This is a genomic window from Lentzea sp. DG1S-22 (assembly GCF_036321065.1).
Taxonomy (GTDB): Bacteria; Actinomycetota; Actinomycetes; order Mycobacteriales; family Pseudonocardiaceae; genus Lentzea; species Lentzea jiangxiensis.
This window is the reverse complement of sequence record NZ_CP143276.1, coordinates 4523140-4540499: the sequence shown is the minus strand read 5'-3', so window position 1 is coordinate 4540499 and position 17360 is coordinate 4523140. Positions and strand designations below refer to the sequence as shown.

The following is a 17360-nucleotide window of genomic DNA, read 5'->3' as shown; positions in this document are numbered from 1 at the left end:
TTGGTTGTCCAAAAAGGAGCGGATTCGTTTCGGGCCTTGACCGTACCCGTGCGACAGGTCAATGCTGTCGCGCATCGAGAAACGGTGTGCGCAGTCCGCAACAGGTCGGAGTGGTTTGGCGTGGATCCCGTGATTTCGGTCAGGGACCTGTGGAAGGTGTTCGGGCCCAAGGCGTCGCAAGTGGTGGGTTCGGACGAGCTCAGGGCTTTGCCGCGATCGGAGCTGATGGACCGGACGGGGTCCGTCGCGGCCGTGCGGGGAGTGGACTTCGAGGTCGCTCCAGGTGAGATGTTCGTGGTCATGGGCCTGTCCGGGTCGGGCAAGTCCACTTTGGTCCGCTGCCTCACGAGGCTCGTGGAACCGACCGCGGGCGCGATCACGTTCGAGGGCGAGAACATTCTCGAGGCGGACGCCAAGCGTTTGCGCGAACTGCGCAGGAACAAGTTCTCCATGGTGTTCCAGCACTTCGGTCTGCTCCCGCACCGCACCGTCGCCGACAACGTCGGTTACGGTCTGGAAATCCGCGGGGTACCGCGCGCGAAACGCGGGGAGCGCTCCCGGGAAGTGATCGACCTGGTGGGGCTGACCGGTTGCGAGAAGTCGTATCCGGATCAACTCTCCGGCGGTATGCAGCAACGAGTCGGCCTCGCGCGCGCACTCGCGGGCGATCCCGATGTTTTGTTCTTCGATGAACCTTTCTCGGCGCTCGACCCGCTGATCCGGCGCGACATGCAGTCCGAGGTCATCAGGCTGCACCGCGAGGTCGGCAAGACGATGGTCTTCATCACCCACGACCTGAGCGAGGCGCTCAAGCTCGGCGACCGCATCCTGATCATGCGCGACGGCCGGGTCGTGCAGGTCGGCACCGGCGACGAGCTGGTCGGCGCGCCCGCGGACGACTACGTGCGCGACTTCGTGCGGGACGTGCCGCGCCCGGACGTGCTGACGCTCAAGTGGATCATGCGTCCGCCGCGCCCCGGCGACGACCTGGACGGACCGGAGCTCGCGCCGGAGACCGTGGTGCGCGAGGCCGTTCGCGGCGTGCTCGGCGCCGGCAAGCCGGTGAAGGTCGTGCGCGACGGCGAACTGCTCGGGGTCGTGGCCGACGAGGAGATCCTCGGGGTCGTGGCCGGGGAGGCGTGATGGTCGCCGTCGCCGCTCCCGGACGGCCCCCTCGGCTGTTGCAGCACAAGAAGGCGCTCGTCCTCGGCGGGATCGTGCTCGCCTGGGCCGTGCTGTGGGTGGCGCTGCGCAACGTCGGCACGTTGCCGCTCGACGCCTCCGAGCTGACCCCGCTGCACCGGTGGATCAACGACGTCAACGACGCCGTCGGCGCGTCCAGGAACTCCAGCCCCGTCTTCCTGTACTTCTTCAACGAGATCCGGCTCGTCATCGACGAGTTCGTGACGTTCGTCCAGGCGTTGATCGCGCAGCCGTCGTTCGGCCGGCCGGTGCCGGTGATCGGCTGGCTCGGCGTGGTCGCGATCGCGGGCTTCGTCAGCCTCGCGGTCGCAGGCTGGCGGATCGCGCTGCTCGCCGTGGCGGGCTTCGTGTTCCTCGGCCTGCAGGGGTTGTGGCAGGAGAGCATGGACACGCTGGCGCTGACGCTCTCGGCGGTCGTGATCTCGTTGCTCTTCGGCATCCCGCTGGGGATCTGGGCGGGACTGTCCGACCGGGCCCACCGGGTCATGACACCGGTGCTCGACTTCATGCAGACGATGCCGACCTTCGTCTACCTGGCGCCGTTGACGCTGTTCTTCCTGATCGGGCCGGCCTCGGCGACGATCGCGACGCTGATCTACGCGGCACCGCCCGCGATCCGGATCACCGCGCACGCCCTCCGCTCGGTACCGCGCGACACCGTCGAGGCGTCGGAGTCCCTCGGCGCGACGCGGACGCAGACGCTGGTGAAGGTGCTGCTGCCGTCCGCGCGCAAGACCATCGTGCTCGGCGTCAACCAGACGATCATGGCCGCGCTGTCGATGGTCACGATCGCCGCGCTGATCGACGCACCCGGTCTCGGCAAGACGGTCGTGAAGGCGTTGCAGACGCTCGACGTCGGCACGGCGTTCAACGCGGGCCTCGCGATCGTGGTGCTGGCGATCGTGCTGGACCGCGTGACGACCGCCGCCACCGAGCGCCGCGGGCTCCCGCGCTGGGCGCTGTTCGGCGGGCTCGGCGTCACGGGCGTCTGCGCGTACCTCTCCCACACCTACCTCTGGGCGGCGGAGTTCGGAACGGACGTGGAGATCGGCAGCTCGATCACCAAGGGCGCGACCGCCGTCACGGAGTGGGCGCAGGACTCGCTGCCGGTGCTCACGAACGGCTTCAAGGACTTCGTGACGTTCGCGCTGATCAACCCGTTGCAGGCGTTGCTCGCCGAGTCGCCGTGGTTCCTCGTGGCGCTCGTGGTCGTCGCGCTGTCGTTCCTGATCGGCGGTCTGAGGCCCGCGATCGTCTCCGCCGTGTGCCTCGGCCTGCTCGTCGCGACGGGGCTCTGGCAGGACTCGATGATCACGCTGGCGTCCACGCTGGTCGCCACGATCATGGTGATGGTCCTGGGCGTCGTCGTCGGTGTCTGGGTGGGGCGCAGCAGGCGCGCGGACCGGGTCGTCCGGCCGGTCCTCGACGCCGCGCAGGTCATGCCGGCGTTCGTCTACCTGGTGCCGTTCCTGGCGTTGTTCTCCGCCTCGCGCTTCACGGCGATCATCGCGGCCGTGGTGTTCGCCGCCCCGGTCGCCATCAAGATCATCGCCGACGGCGTCCGCGCCGTGTCGCCCGCGACGGTCGAGGCGTCCACGGCGCTGGGGTCGAGCTCGTGGCAGACGATCGTGAAGGTCCAGCTGCCCATGGCGCGCGGGGCGTTGACCCTCGCCGCCAACCAGGGACTGGTCTACGTGCTCTCGATGGTCGTCGTCGGCGGGCTCGTCGGCGCCGGCGCGCTCGGCTACGACGTGGTGGCCGGGTTCTCGCAGGGCCAGTTGTACGGCAAGGGGCTCGCGGCCGGTGTCGCGATCGTCGTGCTGGGCGTGATGCTCGACCGCCTCACCCGGGCGGCCGCCCAGCGGTGGACCAACTAGGAGGTCTGGAAGTGGCTGGGCACAGCGTGCTGGGAGCGGTGCTGGTGGGAGCGCTCGCTTTGGCTGGTTGTGGTGGCGCCAAGGTCGGTGACACCTCCTCGGGTGCGACCGGCGACTGCGGCACGTTCAACCTCGCGATCAACCCGTGGGTCGGCTACGAGGCGAACGCCGCCGTGCTCGCTCACGTGGCCGAGAAGGAGCTGGGCTGCAAGGTCACGAAGAAGGAGCTCAAGGAAGAGGTGGCCTGGCAGGGCTTCGGCACCGGCGAGGTCGACGCCGTCGTCGAGAACTGGGGCCACGACGACCTGCGCAAGAAGTACATCGACGAGCAGAAGACCGCCGTCAGCGCGGGGTCCACCGGTGTGAAGGGGCAGATCGGCTGGTACGTGCCGCCGTGGCTCGCCAAGGAGCACCCCGACATCCTCGACTGGAACAACCTCAACAAGTACGCGGACAGGTTCAAGACGTCCGAGTCCGGTGACAAGGGCCAGCTGCTCGACGGCGACCCGTCGTTCGTGACCAACGACGAGGCCCTGGTGAAGAACCTGAACCTCGACTACAAGGTCGTCTACGGCGGCAGCGAGACCGCGCTGATCCAGGCCTTCCGCCAGGCGGAGAAGGACAAGAAGTGGGTCATCGGCTACTTCTACTCGCCGCAGTGGCTGCTCAACGAGATCAAGCTCGAGAAGGTGAAGCTGCCCGAGTACGAGCCCGGCTGTGACGCCGACGCCGAGAAGGTCGCCTGCGACTACCCGGACTACGACCTCGACAAGATCGTGTCCAAGAAGTTCGCCGACGGCGGCGGCCCTGCCTTCCAGCTGGTCAAGAAATTCCAGTGGACCAACGAGGACCAGAACACCGTGGCGAAGTACATCGCCGAGGACAAGATGAAGCCCGAGGACGCCGCCAAGAGGTGGGCGGACGCCAACGCCGACAAGATCAAGGCGTGGCTGCCGGCCAAGGCCTAGGAGCGCTCCGGCCGTGGGGGTGGTTCCCGTTCCCGGACGAGAGGAACAGGGCCACCCCCACGGCCACCCCCGGCATCACGCAGCCTGTGGTCCGGCGGGAACCTCAGGCTCGTGGCGGTGTGTCATGCGGTGCCACCACGACCGCTGCTTGCCACCGTTGCGGTAGTACTCCCGCGCACGGCGTGCGTCCTCGCGCAGCGCCTCCTGCCGGTAGTCCATCTCCGCCTTGATCGCCTCGGGCGTCCATTCCATCCGACTCACTCCTCAGTTCGTTCTCCGACGAGGATGAGATTGCTCCTGAGGGGTGAACCCCGACATCGGACGATCACCCATGGTCGCGCCGCAGAACCCCTTACGCCGCACTCCCGCAGCCGGATCAGCGGATCCCCGCGGCCGGGGTAAGGGGCCGCGATCGACGCCACCGCCCACCTGCCCGCGCGACCTGCGAAGTTTCTTGGACCCGCCACCGAGGTCCACTACGACGAGCAGCGGGTGCTGTCCGACGGGGAGCACTTCTCCGCCGGCTAAGGCCTCACTGACGAGACGCTCATGACCGCGTGGCTCGAGGAGTGGTGCACGGCCTCCGTCACGACCAGCACGCTGCCGTAGCAGTCCGAGACAGCCACGGTCCGCTTCGACCAGCCGATCAGGCCTACCGCTGCATCGCCGTCACGTCCGCGGCCCACCTCCACGGTTCCGCGGTGCCCCCGGGCAGCGAGTTGAAGTACTCCCACCCGGCCACGCCACCGAAGTCGGAGTACCTGGTCTTCAACGACGTCACCGTGTTCCGGAGCGTCGCCGTGCTCACGTAGCCCGACCCGCCGTTCGCCGGGTTGGTGAGCGTGCCGAGCACGACCTTGTGCGCCGGGATCAGCCGCCGGTTGATGATCTGGTCGTAGTGCGCCGTGCTGCCCGCGTTGCCCCAGCCGTTGTAGAACTGGCCGTTGAACCACGCGATCTTCGAGCCGTGGCTGCGGTACAGCTCCTCGTAGTCGAAGCCCGACAGGTTGCCGCCGCCCCACAGCGCGCTCGCCACCGGGGAGAGCGTGACGATGAAGCCCGCGCCGAAGTCGGCCTTCAGCTGGTCGATCACCCGCCGGATGCCCGCGAGCGACATCCGCTCCTCGACGTCGAGGTCGACGCCGTCGAGCCCGTACGTGCGGATCGTGTCGCGCAGCAACGGGTAGTACTCGGCGAACCGCGTGTCGAGCCGCTGGAACGAGCCGGGCGCCGCGCCGCCGACCATGCCGATCACGTTGACGCCGCGGGCCTGCATCGCGGCGAGGTCCTGCCACATCCGCGCGTACCGCGAGTGCGACGGCGGGTGGTCGTTGAGGTGGACGATCCTGTTGCCGTTGAGGTGGAGGGCGGCCACCAGCACGTCCGTCACGCCGGTGTTGCGGTCGACCAGGGGCTTGGGCGAGACGTAGGTGCCGGTCGCGCCGTTGCTGTACTGGGTCTGGTAGTAGACGACGGTTCGCTTCTGGGTGGCGGCCTGGGCCGGTGGCGCGGCCAGCGCCACCAGCAGCAGGGCGAGGAACAGCTTCTTCATTGCGCTACCTCGTGAATCGCAGGGTGATCACTTGGAAGGGGCGCAGCACCACCTCGGCCGACGCGTCGGCCAGTGGCCGTTCGAGCAGGTCGGTCTCCTGGATCCGCCGGTGGGCGAAGGAGGTGCTGATCGAGGCGCGCGCACGACCGCCGTGCGCCTCGTAGAGCCGGACGACGACGTCGCCCGACCGGTCGTCGGCCAGCTTCACGGCCTCGACCCTGACCGCGGGGTTGTCCGTGCGCACCAGGGGTCGCGGTGCCGCGGAGCCGCGGGCGGACCGCGGCGGCAGGTTGATGCGGTAGCCGGCGTCGATGGCCGCCGGCAGGTCGCCGACCACCAGGGCGTAGCGGAAGCGGTGCTCGCCCTGGTCGGTTTCCGGGTCGGGGAAACGGGGTGCGCGCAGCAGCGACAGGCGCACGGTCGTGGTGGTGCCGCCGTCCTCACGGGTGGTGCGGGTGACCTCGTGGCCGTAGGTCGAGTCGTTGACCACCGCGACGCCGTAGCCGGGTTCGCCGACGTGCAGGAAGCGGTGGGCGCAGATCTCGAACTTCGCCGCCTCCCACGAGGTGTTGGTGTGCACCGGGCGGTGCAGGTGGCCGAACTGGGTCTCGGCCGTGGAGACCTCGGCGCGCAGGTCGAGCGGGAACGCGATCTTGAGCAGCTTCTCGCGCTCCTGCCAGTCGACCTCGGTCTCGAAGTCGACCTGCTTCGCGCCCTCGCGCAGGCGGACGGTCTGGGTGAGCACCGAGTCGCCGAACTCCGCCCGCACGACCACGCCGTCGGTGGTGTCGACGCGTTCGGACGGGATCAGGTCGGCCTTCCAGTTGCGGTAGAAGGGGTCGATGTCCCAGGCGTCCCACTGGTTCGGGTTGTCGCGGTGCAGCTGCGGCAGGCCGGCGAAGCCGTGCGGCGGCAGCACCTCGCGGCCCTCTTCGAGGTCGAGGACCGAGGTCACGATGCCGTCGGCGTCGATCGTGACGCGCAGCCTGCCGTTGTCGAGCACGCCGTCCGCCGGTGCCACGAACGGCCGCGGGGCGTCGCCGCCGAGCACGTCGAACGTCAGCTCGTCGTCGCCCTCGCCCTTCAGCGCGTCGACGGCCCAGGCGGTCAGCGCCTCGAGCTCGGACGCCACGCGGGCGTAGGTGGCCTCGGCCTCGCGGTGCACCCAGGCGATCGAGCTGCCGGGCAGGATGTCGTGGAACTGGTGCAGCAGCACGGTCTTCCACAGCCGGTCGAGGTCGTCGTACGGGTACTCGGCACCCGCGAGGGCAGCGGCCGTCGACCAGTGCTCGGCCTCGCGCAGCAGGTGCTCGCTGCGGCGGTTGCCCTGCTTGGTCTTGGCCTGGGTGGTGTAGGTGGCGCGGTGCTTCTCCAGGTACAGCTCGCCCGCCCACACCGGCGCGTCCGGGTACTCGTCCTGTGCCGCCTGGAAGAAGTCGCGGGGAGGTTCGACGCGCACGGTCGGGGAGCCTTCGAGGTTCGCGACGCGGTGCGCGGTCTCCATCATCTCGCGGGTGGGACCGCCACCGCCGTCGCCGTAGCCGAACGGCACCAGCGACCGCGAGGCCTTGGCGTGCTCGGCGAACTGCCTTGATGCGCGCGCCAGCTCCTCGCCGGACAGCGACGAGTTGTAGGTGTCGACGGGCGGGAAGTGCGTGAAGATCCGCGTGCCGTCGATGCCCTCCCACCAGAACGTGTGGTGCGGGAACCTGTTGATCTGGTTCCACGACAGCTTCTGGGTGAGGAACCACCGCGAGCCGCTCAGCTTGATCAGCTGGGGGAGCGCGGCGCTGTAGCCGAACGAGTCCGGCAGCCACACCTCCTCGGTCTCGACGCCGAAGTTGTCGAGGAAGAAGCGCTTGCCGTGCACGAGCTGGCGCGCCATCGCCTCGCCGCCGGGCATGTTCGTGTCGGACTCGACCCACATGCCGCCGACGGGCACGAACTGCCCACCGCGGACCTTCTCGCGGACGCGCTCCCACACGTGCGGGTGGTGTTCCTTCATCCACGCGTACTGCTGGGCCTGCGAGCACGCGAAGTAGAAGTCCGGGTACTCGTCCATCAGCTTCGTGACGTTCGAGAACGTGCGGGCGCACTTGCGGACGGTCTCGCGCAACGGCCAGAGCCACGCGGAGTCGATGTGCGCGTGACCGATCGCGGAGACCTTGTGCGCGGAGGCGTTCGCGGGCAGCGCGAGGACACCGGCCAGCTCCGCGCGGGCGAGGTCGGCGGTGGCGGCGACCTCGTTCAGGTCGAGAACGTCCATCGCCCGGTCCAGCGCGTGCAGGACCTTGTGCCGGCGCGGGTCGTGGCCGGGCAGTTCCCCCATCAGCGACTGCAGCACCTCGATGTCGAGCATCAGGTGCCACACCTGCGGCCGGAACACCGCGAGCTCCGCCTTGAGGATCCTGTACAGCGGCTCGGTGCCCGCCGTCCGCTTGTCGCCCAGCGGGGTCGGCAGGAACGGGTGGAAGTCGAGGATCGTCGGGTTGCCGGCGGCTTCCAGGTAGAACAGCACCTCGCGGCCGTCGACGGGCAGGTGGGTGTTGCGCGGCTCGATGCCCTTGATCGGCTCGCCCCGGGCGTTGTAGGCGAGGCCCTCCGCCTGGAAACCGGGACCGGGGTGGGTGAAGCCGAGGTCCAGCACGACCTCGACCTGCTCGCCCTGCCACGACTCCGGGACGGTGCCGCTGAGGCGGAACCAGCTCGTGCTCCAGGGCGCGCCCCACGCGTCGCCGACCGCCGCCGGGACGTAGGTGGCTTCGAGGGCTTCGGCGACCGGGACGGGCTCGTCCGGCACCGTCCAGACGGCGAGTTCGAGCGGTGCGGTCTCGCCGTAGACGGCCGGGCGGATGCGTTCCTTCAGCGTGCGGTTGAGCCGTTCTTCCAGCAGCGCGCGTTCGTCGTGCATGTCGTCTACCCCAGTTCGATCGAGGCCCGCACACCCGTGCGCGCGAGGGCCATCCACTCGTCGAAGAAGGCGCCACCGGGGCCCCACGAGGGCCGGTTGCCGTGCAGCGTGATCGGCGTGCGCTCGGCCGGCGCGGGCGGCGTCGTCCGAGCGATCCGGGCGATCACCTCGCCGAGCGGCTTGACCTTGCGTTCGGTGGTCATCAGCCCCAACTCGTACTCGCGTTCGGGGAAGTCCACCAGCGCACGGTCGACGTCGAACGAGCACCACCACGTGACGCCCCAGAGGTTGGCGCACGTCAGCACGTTCGCAAGCGTTTGCTCGGCGAAGTCGGGCGCCTGCTCGGCGCTGATCTCGGGCTGGGCGGCGCCCACCTCCTGCAGCCACACCTGCCGCTGCCGGTCCTTCGCGTGGGCCTTCGCGAGCTCGACGAGGTACTCGGCGTGGTGGACGCTCTCCGGCGACATCGGGCCGTAGCGCTGCGCAGTGCCGTTGAAGACCCATGAGTGCACGGTCGTCATCGCGCCCTTGTTCGCCGCGTGCTCGGGTAGGAACGAATGTTCGCTCTCGTACCAGACGGCGTCGTACTCGGAGTGCACGTGCGGCTGGTGCGGCGCTGCTTCCGCGCACTCGGCGAGCAAGGTGTCGATCCACTCGGCGGCCTGCTCGGGCGTGCACGGGTGGGACTCGGTGAGCAGGTTGACCTCGTTGCCGAGGGTGAAGCCGAGGAAGTTCGGCCGTTCCCCCAGTTCCTGCGCGAGCGTGCGGATGTAGAGCTTCTGCCCGCTGATCACGTCTCGGTTGGTGAAGATGTTGGCGCGGTGCCAGGTCTGCACCCACGACGGGTAGAAGTCGAAGCTCGACAGGTGCCCCTGCAGCACGTCGACCTGCACGTCCAGGCCGAACTCGTGCGCCGCGTCGAGCACGTGCCCGAGCTGCTCGACCGCCTTCGGCCGGACGAGGCCGCGGTTGGGCTGGAACACCGGCCACAGCGGGAACACCCGCACGTGGTCGAGTCCCAGCCCGGCGATCGCCTCGAAGTCGGCTTTGACGTCGTCCAGCGAGAAGTCGAGCCAGTGGTGGAACCAACCTGTGGACGGGGTGTAGTTCACGCCGAAACGCAATGGTTCATCCCTTGATCGCGCCTTCTCCCACTCCGCGGAAGAAGTGCTTCTGCAGCAACAGGAACAACAGGATCAGCGGGAGGACGGCGATGATCGTGCCCGCCGCCACCAGCCGCTGGTTCTGCACGAACGTGCCCTGGAGGTACGCCAGGCCGATGGTGAGCGTGTACTTCTCCTGGTCGCTCAGCACCACGAGCGGCCACAGGAAGTCGTCCCAGCTGAACATGAACGAGAACAACGCCACCACGACCAGCGTGCCCTTCACCGACGGCAGCGCGAGGCGGGTGAAGCGCTGCCACGCGGTGGCGCCGTCGATGATCGCGGCTTCCTCGACTTCGGCGGGAAGTGCGAGGAAGGCGTTGCGCAGCAACAGGACGTTGAGCGCGGCGATCGCGCCGGGCAGCACGACCGCGGTCAGGGTGCCGGTGAGGCCGAGCCCGCGCATCACCAGGAACAGCGAGATGAGGATCGCCTCGAACGGCACCAGGATGCTGCTGGCGAAGATCACCGCGGCGAGCCTGCGGCCCTTGAACTCCAACCGTGCCAACGCGTAGCCGGCCATCGCCGCGCCGAGGCAGTTCGTGGTGACGTTGACGCTCGCCACGCCCAGCGAGTTGAGCGCGAACGTCCAGACCGGCACCACGTCGGCCACGGCCGCGTAGTTGCCGAGGGTCGGGTCGTCCGGGATGAAGTCGGGCACGAAGACGTCCTCGTTCGGGCCCTTGACGCTGGTCGCGAACTGCCACAGGAACGGTCCGATGCTGATCGCGAGGACGGCGAGGAGTGCGCTGTAGCGGAGTGCGAGCTTCACAGCTGCTCCTCCCTGCGGTTGAGCTTGAGGGTGACCAGCAGCAGCCCCAGCAGGACCACGAACAGCACGAGGCTCAGCGCGGACGCGTACCCGACCTCGCCGGTGAGGCCGCGGCCGACCGACTGGATGAGCAGCACCATCGTGGTGCTCGCCCCGCCGGGCCCGCCGGTGCCGCCGGACAGCAGGTAGATCTCGGAGAACACCCGGAACCCGTTGACCGCGCTCAACGCCGCGACCAGCACCATGGTCGGCCGCAGTGCGGGCACGGTGACCGACCAGAACCGCCTGACCGGCCCCGCGCCGTCGACCATCGCGGCCTCGTGCAGGTCCCTCGGCACGTTCGCGAGCGCGGCCAGGTAGATCACCATGTAGTAGCCCAGGCCGCGCCAGACCGTGACGACCATCGAGCTGACCAGCAGCAGCGTCGAGTCGGTCAGGAACGGGATCCTGGTTCCGCCCAAGGCCTCCACGACGTTGTTCACCAGGCCGCGGCTGTCGAGCAGCCACGTCCAGATGAGCCCGACCACGACCGTGGAGGCGATCACCGGCGTGAAGAACGCCGTGCGGAAGATCCCGATGCCCGGCACGACCTTCTGCGCGAGCATCGCGATCAGCAACGGCAACAGCACCAGCGGCGGCACCACGCCGGCCATGTAGAGCGCGCTGTTGCGGGCCGCCACCCAGAACTTCGGGTCCTCCGCCATCCGCACGAAGTTGTCCACGCCGGTGAACCGGCCGCCGCCCAGCGCGCTCGCGTCGGTGAACGCGAGCACGACCATGTTCACGAACGGGAAGATCGTGAACATCAGGCAGATGGCCAGTCCTGGGGCCAGGAACAGCCACGGCGTGTAGGGCCGGTGCGTCACTTGAGCAGCCTGTTGCACTCGTTCACGGCGTCGTCCAACGCCTGCTTCGGGGACTTCTTGCCGAGCATGGCGTCGGCGAGCTGCTGCAGCAGCGCCTCTCGCATCTGATCGCTGAACTGCACCGGCGTGTAGTTCACCGCCGTCTTGAGCTGCTTGGCCGCCGCGACCCGCACGCGGGCCTCGTCGGTGCCGTCCTCCGTGGTGAAGTACGGGTCGTCGCCGCCCCGGGACGTGCTCGGGAAGATCGAGGCGAGCTTGGCGAACGCGACCTGGTTCTCGGCGTTGGTGACGAACCGCCCGAACGCGAGCGCCGTGGCCTGGTTCCCGCTGCTCTTCGGCACGCTCACGCCGTGCAGGAACATGTTGGCGCTGCCCGTGTTCGTGATGGGCTTGGTGATGCCGACGTTCGCGTACAGGCTCGGCGCGTCCGTCTTGAACTTGCCGAGGTCGTAGGCGCTGCCGGGGTTGAGCGCGGTCTGCTGCGCCATGAACTTCGTGCCGGCGCCCGTGTAGTTCTGCGTGAGCGCCTCGGGGATCAGCGCGCCCGCGTCGTACATCCGCTTGTAGACCTCGACGAGCTCGACGCCCTTGGGCTCGTTGAAGGTGAACTTGTCGTTTTCGAAGAGCTTCACGCCGTAGAGCCCGAAGTCGGCGATGCTCGGGGTCTGGCCGAGCATGGCGATCTTCTTCTCGGCGAGCTTCAAAGCTTGCTCTTCGAGCTCCTTGAAGTTCGTCGGCGGCTTGGTCGGGTCTAGGCCGGCCTGCTGGAACAGGGCCTTGTTGTAGAAGACCGGTCCGGTGTTGAGGTACCAGGGGAAGCCGCAGCAGCCGCCCTTGCCGGGGATCTCGAACGCCTGCCAGGCGTTCTCGAGGTAGTCGTGCTTGGCGTCTTCGAGGGACTCGTCGAGGTCGACCAGCTGCCCGGCCTCGGCCAGCGGGAAGCTGAGGTCCGGCGGCACGTTGACGACGTCGGGCAGACTGCCCGCGCTCGCGTCGGCCATGACCTTCGCCAGGTACCCGTCCGCGGGCTGGTCGACCCACTTCACCGCGGTGCCCTGGTGCTGCTTCTGGAAAGCGTCGATGACACCGTTGACGTAGTCGGTGTACTTGGGCTTGAGGGACCAGGTCTGGAACGTGATCTCGCCCGTGACCTGCCCTGTCGCCGACGAGCCCGTGCTGGACGTGCCGGACAGTCCACAGCCCGCCACGGGCACCGCCGCCAGGCCCGCGAGGAACGTGCGCCTCTTCATTGACACCCACCTCCTTGCTCGCGGACCCTAGCTAAACCGGTTTATCTCCGGCTAGCCTCCGACCGTCTTGTTGTCTTGTTCCGGACAGGTGCGGTGCGGTGAGCGCGTGGTGAAGAGACCGACGATCAAGGACATCGCGGCGGGGGCAGGGGTGTCCAAGGGTGCTGTCTCGCTGGCGCTGAACGGCCGCGCCGGCGTCTCGGAGGCGACCCGCTCCCGCGTGCTGGAGGTGGCCTCGTCCCTGGGGTACCGGCCGTCCGTGACGGCCAGGGCGCTGTCCTCGGCCTCCGCCGACGCCGTGGGGCTGGTGCTGGTGCGACCGCCCCGCGCGCTGGGGGACGAGGCGTTCTTCTTCCAGCTGATCGCCGGGATGCAGTCCGAGATGTCGTCGGCGCTGCTGCTGCAGGTGGTGTCGTCGCGGGAGGACGAGATCTCGCTGTACCGGCGCTGGTGGGCCGAGCACCGGGTCGACGGGGTGTTCCTGGTCGACCTGCTGGTGTCGGATCCGCGGGTCGAGCTGATGTCGTCGCTCGGGTTGCCGGCCGTCGTGGTGGGCGGCGCCGGGCACCACGGGCAGCTCGCTTCGGTGTGGGCCGACGACTACGCGGCGATGACCTCCGTGGTGGAGCACCTGAAGACGTTGGGGCATCGGCGGATCGCCCGTGTGACGGGGTTGCCCTCGTTGTTGCACACCGTTCGGCGGGATGCCGCGTTCGCCGCGTCCTGTGAGGACGGTGTGGTGGTGGCCGGCGACTACACGGCCGAAGCCGGGGCTTCCGCCACGCGGTCGTTGTTGGCGTTGGAGTCCCCGCCTACCGCGATCGTGTACGACAACGACGTCATGGCTGTGGCCGGGGCTTCCGCGGCTGCTTCCCTGGGGGTCGCCGTGCCGTCCGAGCTGTCGGTCGTGGCTTGGGACGACTCGGTCCTGTGCCAGCAGCTGGGGCTGACCGCGCTGTCCCGGGACACGTTCGCGTTCGGGGCCCGGGCGGCCAGGGCGCTGGTCTCGGTGATCGGGGGTGCGTCGCCCACCGACGAGGAGGACGTGCTGCCCGAGCTGGTGGTCCGGAGGAGCACCGGGCGCGCGCCTGTCGCGTAGGCGGTGCGGTTCGGGTGGGGTGACGGGACCACCCCACCGAACCTCGCGTTCAGGGCGGCTCGGCCTCGCCGTCGCGACGGTGCGGGTGCGGTGGTCAGGTCAGCGAGGCGACCTGGTCGCTCACCACCTGCGCCGCCGCCGACACCAGGGCCGTCACCGCCGGGTTCGTCGAGTTGTCCTGGCGCCAGCCGAACTGCGTGTAGACGCGGAAGGCCGGCGACCAGGGCAAGCGGACCAACCTGCCGTCGGCGAGCTCCGAGGACACGGTGACCTCCGGCATGAGGGCGATGCCGAGGCCCGAGGCGACCGCTCGTTTGGCGGCGTCCACCGAGTCGAGTTCCAGGACCGGGGCGCGGGTGTCGTCGTAGCCGAGGGAGTGTTCGAAGAGCTCGTGGTAGGAGGCGCCGTTCTCCGCACGGATCAGGGTGTTGCTCGTCAGGTCGTCCTCGGTGAGGCTCTGGCGCTGGGTGAGCGCGTGGTTCGGGCCGGCGACCATCACGAGCGGCTCGGGGCACAGGACCGTCGTCTCGAGGCCCTCGCGCGGTTCTATCGCTCCGATGAAGAAGGCGCAGTCGAGTTGGCCGTCGCGCACCGAGTTCAGGTTGTTGAGGGCGTTGCGCGAGTGCAGCGAGAGTTGAACTGACGGGTAGCGCCAGCACATGTATTCGATGAGCGGTAGCAGACGGTAGTCGGTCAGGCTCTGTGCGGAACCGATGACGAGTTTGCCGTGCGGCTCGCCGTTCATCGTTATGGCTTTTCGAGCCTTTTCGGTGAGGTTGATGATGTTACGCGCGAACGGGAGCAGTTCGACACCCGCGGACGTCATCTGGATACCTCTGGGGAGGCGCCGGAAAAGCACGACGCCGAGGCCTTCCTCCAGTGCCTTGATGCGGGTGGTGATGGTCGGCTGCGAGCAGTTGAGCGTGGCAGCGGCCTTGGTGAAGCTCCCTGTCTGAACCACGGTCGTGAACGCGAGAAGCTGGCGTGTCTCCATCAGGCGGATCCTCGGGCTAAAACGGTGCGACGACTTTTTCTCGTTTGTTCCCGTGGTCCTGTTACGGATGGTGCGGGCGCAGTAACGCTACCTGTCCGCCGAGGCTGCGTGATTGGTGCTTATGGAGTCATCTCGATCTGCCCCGGAAAGGCTGTTTCCGCCGAACGAGTGAAATTGTGGTGACCGTTTTTACGGGTTGTAGCGGGCTGACTTCTTTCTGTGAAGACTTTCGCGAGGCGAACAAAAGGGGCGGAGGGTGTGGCGGCGGCGGACCAACGGGAGATCGCTTGGACGCGCGCCGGCGGGCGGTGGTTCCTGGCGGTGCGAACACGTCCGCGGAGACCATGGCGTCGGGTCGGCCGGCTCTCTCGTGGAGCCTTCGGCCACGCGCGCTGGAGCGCTCGTGCGCCGTGCACGGCGGGACCTCGGAAGCGCTGTCACGTCGCTGGAGCGGGGTGGCGGCGGTCACAGCGCGGGTCTCGCCTAGACTCGCTGGGAATCCGGGCGTCCCGAGTGGCGGTACCGGCTGTCTTGCACGTTCTTGTTCGTATCGAGGAGTCCACGTTGAAGAGCACCGTCGAGCACCTGAGCCCGACGAGGGTCCGGATCAACGTCGAGGTGCCGTTCGACGAGCTCAAGTCGAACTTCGACCAGGCGTACCGGAAGCTCGCGAAGCAGGTCCGCATCCCCGGTTTCCGCCCGGGCAAGGCCCCCGCCAAGGTCCTGGAGAACCGCATCGGCCGCGCTCCGGTGCTGGACGAGGTCATCCAGGAGGCCATCCCGGCCAAGTACCTGGAGGCGGTCAACGCCGGTGAGGTGCGCACGCTCGGTCGCCCGGACTTCGAGGTCACCAAGATCGAGGACGGCCAGACGCTCGAGTTCACCGCCGAGGTCGACGTCCGCCCCGAGATCACCGTGCCCGCGTTCGGCGAGCTCGCCGTGACCGTCGACGAGCAGGAGGTCACCGACGAGGACGTGACCACCCAGCTCGACGAGCTCCGCGCCCGCTTCGGCACGCTGACCGGCGTCTCCCGCCCGGTGCAGACCGGCGACTTCGTGATCGTCGACCTGTCCGCGACCGTCGACGGCGAAGAGGTCGAGGAGGCCCGCACCAGCGGCCTGTCCTACGAGGTCGGCTCCGGCCAGCTCGTCGAGGGCATCGACGAGGCGCTCATCGGCGCCTCCGAGGGCGAGACCAAGACCTTCACCACCACGCTCGTCGCCGGTGAGCACGAGGGCCGCGAGGCCGAGGTCACCGTCGTGCTGAGCACCGTCAAGGAGCGCCAGCTCCCCGAGCTCGACGACGAGTTCGCGCAGCTCGCTAGCGAGTTCGACACGCTCGACGAGCTCAAGGCCGACCTGCAGACCCGCCTGGGCCGCGTCAAGAAGATGCAGCAGGGCGTGCAGGCGCGCGACAAGGTCCTCGAGGCGCTGCTGGAGACCACCGAGGTCCCGCTGCCCGAGGGCATCGTCCAGGGCGAGGTCGACGCGCGCAAGCACGACGCCGTGCACGCCTTCGACCACGACGACGAGAAGTTCGCCGCGTGGCTGACCGAGCAGGGTCAGACGGAGGAGGAGTTCGACACCGAGCTGCGCAAGGCCGCCGAGCAGGCCGTCAAGACGCAGCTGGTGCTCGACTCGATCGCCGACGCCGAGCAGGTCACGGTGTCCGACGGCGAGCTGACCGAGCGGATCATCTACCAGGCCCAGCGCTTCGGCATCAGCCCGGACGAGTACGTCAAGCGCGCGCAGCAGTCCGGCCAGCTCGGCGCGATCTTCGCCGACGTCCGCCGGGGCAAGGCGCTCGCGAGCGTCGTGCGCCAGGCCGAGGTGTCCGACACGAGCGGCGCCAAGCTGGACCTCGACGAGCTCTTCGGCGAGACCAAGTCCGATGAGGACGGCCAGGAGTAGCGACCGAGTCGCTCGCCCTTTCCCCGCGAGCGGGCGAGCTCCGGAAATACAGCTCATAGCGAACGCGGGCGGTGTCGGGCATCTGACGCCGCCCGCCTTCGTTAAGGTCGATCGCAGAGAGTTTTTCGCTTCCAGATTCGTTCCACCTGGAGTTAGGCAGGCAGACGTGACGCAGCACTCCTTCCCGACCCCCGAGATGCGGTCGGCCACCGCCGGGATGAACCTCAACGACTCGGTGTACGAGCGGCTGCTCCGCGAGCGGATCATCGTCCTGGGATCGCAGGTCGAAGAGGGCATCGCCAACCAGATCACCGCTCAGCTGCTGCTTCTCGCCGCTGAGGACCCCGAGAAGGACATCACGCTCTACATCAACTCGCCGGGTGGCTCCGTCACGGCGGGCATGGCCATCTACGACACGATGCAGCTCATCCAGCCGGACGTGGCCACGTACGCGATGGGCCTCGCGGCCTCGATGGGGCAGTTCCTGCTCTCCGCGGGCGCGCCCGGCAAGCGCCACGCGCTCCCGCACGCCCGCATCCTGATGCACCAGCCGTCGGCCGGTGTCGGCGGTACGGCCGCGGACATCGCGATCCAGGCGGACATGCTGACGCGCACCAAGCGCGAGATGGCCGAGCTCATCGCCGAGCACACCGGGCAGTCGGTGGAGACCATCACCCGTGACTCCGACCGCGACCGCTGGTTCACGGCGCAGGAAGCGCTCGAGTACGGCTTCGTCGACAAGGTCGTCACCCGGGCCCAGCCCGTCGGCGACTCGAACAACTGACGTCAGCTAG

The 17360-nt window shown here is 68.6% G+C and carries 14 protein-coding genes; 6 read left to right on the top strand and 8 right to left on the bottom strand.

What is annotated here, in order from left to right; genetic code table 11:
- Positions 1-129 precede the first annotated feature (129 nt).
- Genes V1227_RS20700 through V1227_RS20690 form a run of 3 tightly spaced genes read left to right on the top strand, consistent with a single transcriptional unit; the run spans position 130 to position 4048 of the window.
- Positions 130-1143: a quaternary amine ABC transporter ATP-binding protein gene (locus tag V1227_RS20700; RefSeq protein ID WP_329787244.1), complete on the top strand. Its 1014-nt coding sequence runs from the start codon at positions 130-132 to the stop codon at positions 1141-1143.
- Positions 1143-3080 (top strand): ABC transporter permease, encoded by a 1938-nt coding sequence (locus V1227_RS20695; RefSeq protein ID WP_329787243.1) that lies wholly within the window; start codon positions 1143-1145, stop codon positions 3078-3080. Before V1227_RS20700 ends, V1227_RS20695 begins: the two co-directional genes overlap by 1 nt.
- Positions 3081-3091: 11 nt before the next feature.
- Positions 3092-4048: an ABC transporter substrate-binding protein gene (locus V1227_RS20690; RefSeq protein WP_329787242.1), complete on the top strand. Its 957-nt coding sequence runs from the start codon at positions 3092-3094 to the stop codon at positions 4046-4048.
- Between the two features lie 75 nt (positions 4049-4123).
- Here V1227_RS20690 and V1227_RS20685 read toward each other — a convergent pair whose 3' ends face one another.
- The 7 genes from V1227_RS20685 to V1227_RS20655 form a co-directional block, all read right to left on the bottom strand.
- Positions 4124-4300 carry a hypothetical protein gene (locus tag V1227_RS20685; RefSeq protein WP_329787241.1) on the bottom strand — a complete coding sequence of 59 codons (177 nt, stop codon included), beginning with the start codon at positions 4298-4300 and terminating at the stop codon, positions 4124-4126.
- A gap of 400 nt (positions 4301-4700) precedes the next feature.
- A complete protein-coding gene (locus tag V1227_RS20680; protein ID WP_329787240.1) occupies positions 4701-5600 on the bottom strand; it encodes a glycosyl hydrolase family 18 protein in 900 nt (299 codons plus the stop codon).
- A gap of 4 nt (positions 5601-5604) precedes the next feature.
- Positions 5605-8511, bottom strand: coding sequence for an alpha-mannosidase (locus V1227_RS20675; RefSeq protein WP_329787239.1), 2907 nt, complete (start codon positions 8509-8511; stop codon positions 5605-5607).
- Between the two features lie 5 nt (positions 8512-8516).
- Positions 8517-9623: a glycoside hydrolase 5 family protein gene (locus tag V1227_RS20670; RefSeq protein ID WP_329787238.1), complete on the bottom strand. Its 1107-nt coding sequence runs from the start codon at positions 9621-9623 to the stop codon at positions 8517-8519.
- Between the two features lie 16 nt (positions 9624-9639).
- Positions 9640-10446: a carbohydrate ABC transporter permease gene (locus V1227_RS20665; RefSeq protein ID WP_329787237.1), complete on the bottom strand. Its 807-nt coding sequence runs from the start codon at positions 10444-10446 to the stop codon at positions 9640-9642.
- Entirely contained in the window at positions 10443-11312 is an 870-nt protein-coding gene (locus V1227_RS20660) for a carbohydrate ABC transporter permease (protein WP_329787236.1), read from the bottom strand. Before V1227_RS20660 ends, V1227_RS20665 begins: the two co-directional genes overlap by 4 nt.
- On the bottom strand, positions 11309-12562 hold the full coding sequence (locus tag V1227_RS20655; RefSeq protein WP_329787235.1) for an ABC transporter substrate-binding protein: 1254 nt from the start codon (positions 12560-12562) through the stop codon (positions 11309-11311). Before V1227_RS20655 ends, V1227_RS20660 begins: the two co-directional genes overlap by 4 nt.
- A 106-nt stretch (positions 12563-12668) precedes the next feature.
- Between V1227_RS20655 and V1227_RS20650 the strand changes: the two genes are divergently transcribed.
- The gene (locus V1227_RS20650) at positions 12669-13661 is read left to right on the top strand and encodes a LacI family DNA-binding transcriptional regulator (protein WP_329787234.1); all 993 of its coding nucleotides are present in this window, start codon (positions 12669-12671) and stop codon (positions 13659-13661) included.
- Positions 13662-13755: 94 nt separating this feature from the next.
- Here V1227_RS20650 and V1227_RS20645 read toward each other — a convergent pair whose 3' ends face one another.
- Positions 13756-14655: a LysR family transcriptional regulator gene (locus V1227_RS20645; RefSeq protein ID WP_236222903.1), complete on the bottom strand. Its 900-nt coding sequence runs from the start codon at positions 14653-14655 to the stop codon at positions 13756-13758.
- A 564-nt stretch (positions 14656-15219) separates the two neighbouring features.
- Here V1227_RS20645 and tig point away from each other — a divergent pair.
- A complete protein-coding gene (gene tig, locus V1227_RS20640) occupies positions 15220-16566 on the top strand; it encodes a trigger factor (RefSeq protein ID WP_329787233.1) in 1347 nt (448 codons plus the stop codon).
- A gap of 196 nt (positions 16567-16762) precedes the next feature.
- Complete coding sequence (locus tag V1227_RS20635; protein ID WP_236223014.1) at positions 16763-17350, top strand: ATP-dependent Clp protease proteolytic subunit; 588 nt, start codon at positions 16763-16765, stop codon at positions 17348-17350.
- Positions 17351-17360: the final 10 nt, after the last annotated feature.

What these genes read in the sequence shown, in the direction of transcription:
- V1227_RS20675 (WP_329787239.1), bottom strand. Translation starts at nt 8,511, where the DNA reads ATGCACGACGAACGCGCGCTGCTGGAAGAACGGCTCAACCGCACGCTG.
- V1227_RS20635 (WP_236223014.1), top strand. Translation starts at nt 16,763, where the DNA reads ATGCGGTCGGCCACCGCCGGGATGAACCTCAACGACTCGGTGTACGAG.
- V1227_RS20695 (WP_329787243.1), top strand. Translation starts at nt 1,143, where the DNA reads ATGGTCGCCGTCGCCGCTCCCGGACGGCCCCCTCGGCTGTTGCAGCAC.
- V1227_RS20655 (WP_329787235.1), bottom strand. Translation starts at nt 12,562, where the DNA reads ATGAAGAGGCGCACGTTCCTCGCGGGCCTGGCGGCGGTGCCCGTGGCG.
- V1227_RS20680 (WP_329787240.1), bottom strand. Translation starts at nt 5,600, where the DNA reads ATGAAGAAGCTGTTCCTCGCCCTGCTGCTGGTGGCGCTGGCCGCGCCA.
- V1227_RS20645 (WP_236222903.1), bottom strand. Translation starts at nt 14,655, where the DNA reads ATGGAGACACGCCAGCTTCTCGCGTTCACGACCGTGGTTCAGACAGGG.
- V1227_RS20685 (WP_329787241.1), bottom strand. Translation starts at nt 4,300, where the DNA reads ATGGAATGGACGCCCGAGGCGATCAAGGCGGAGATGGACTACCGGCAG.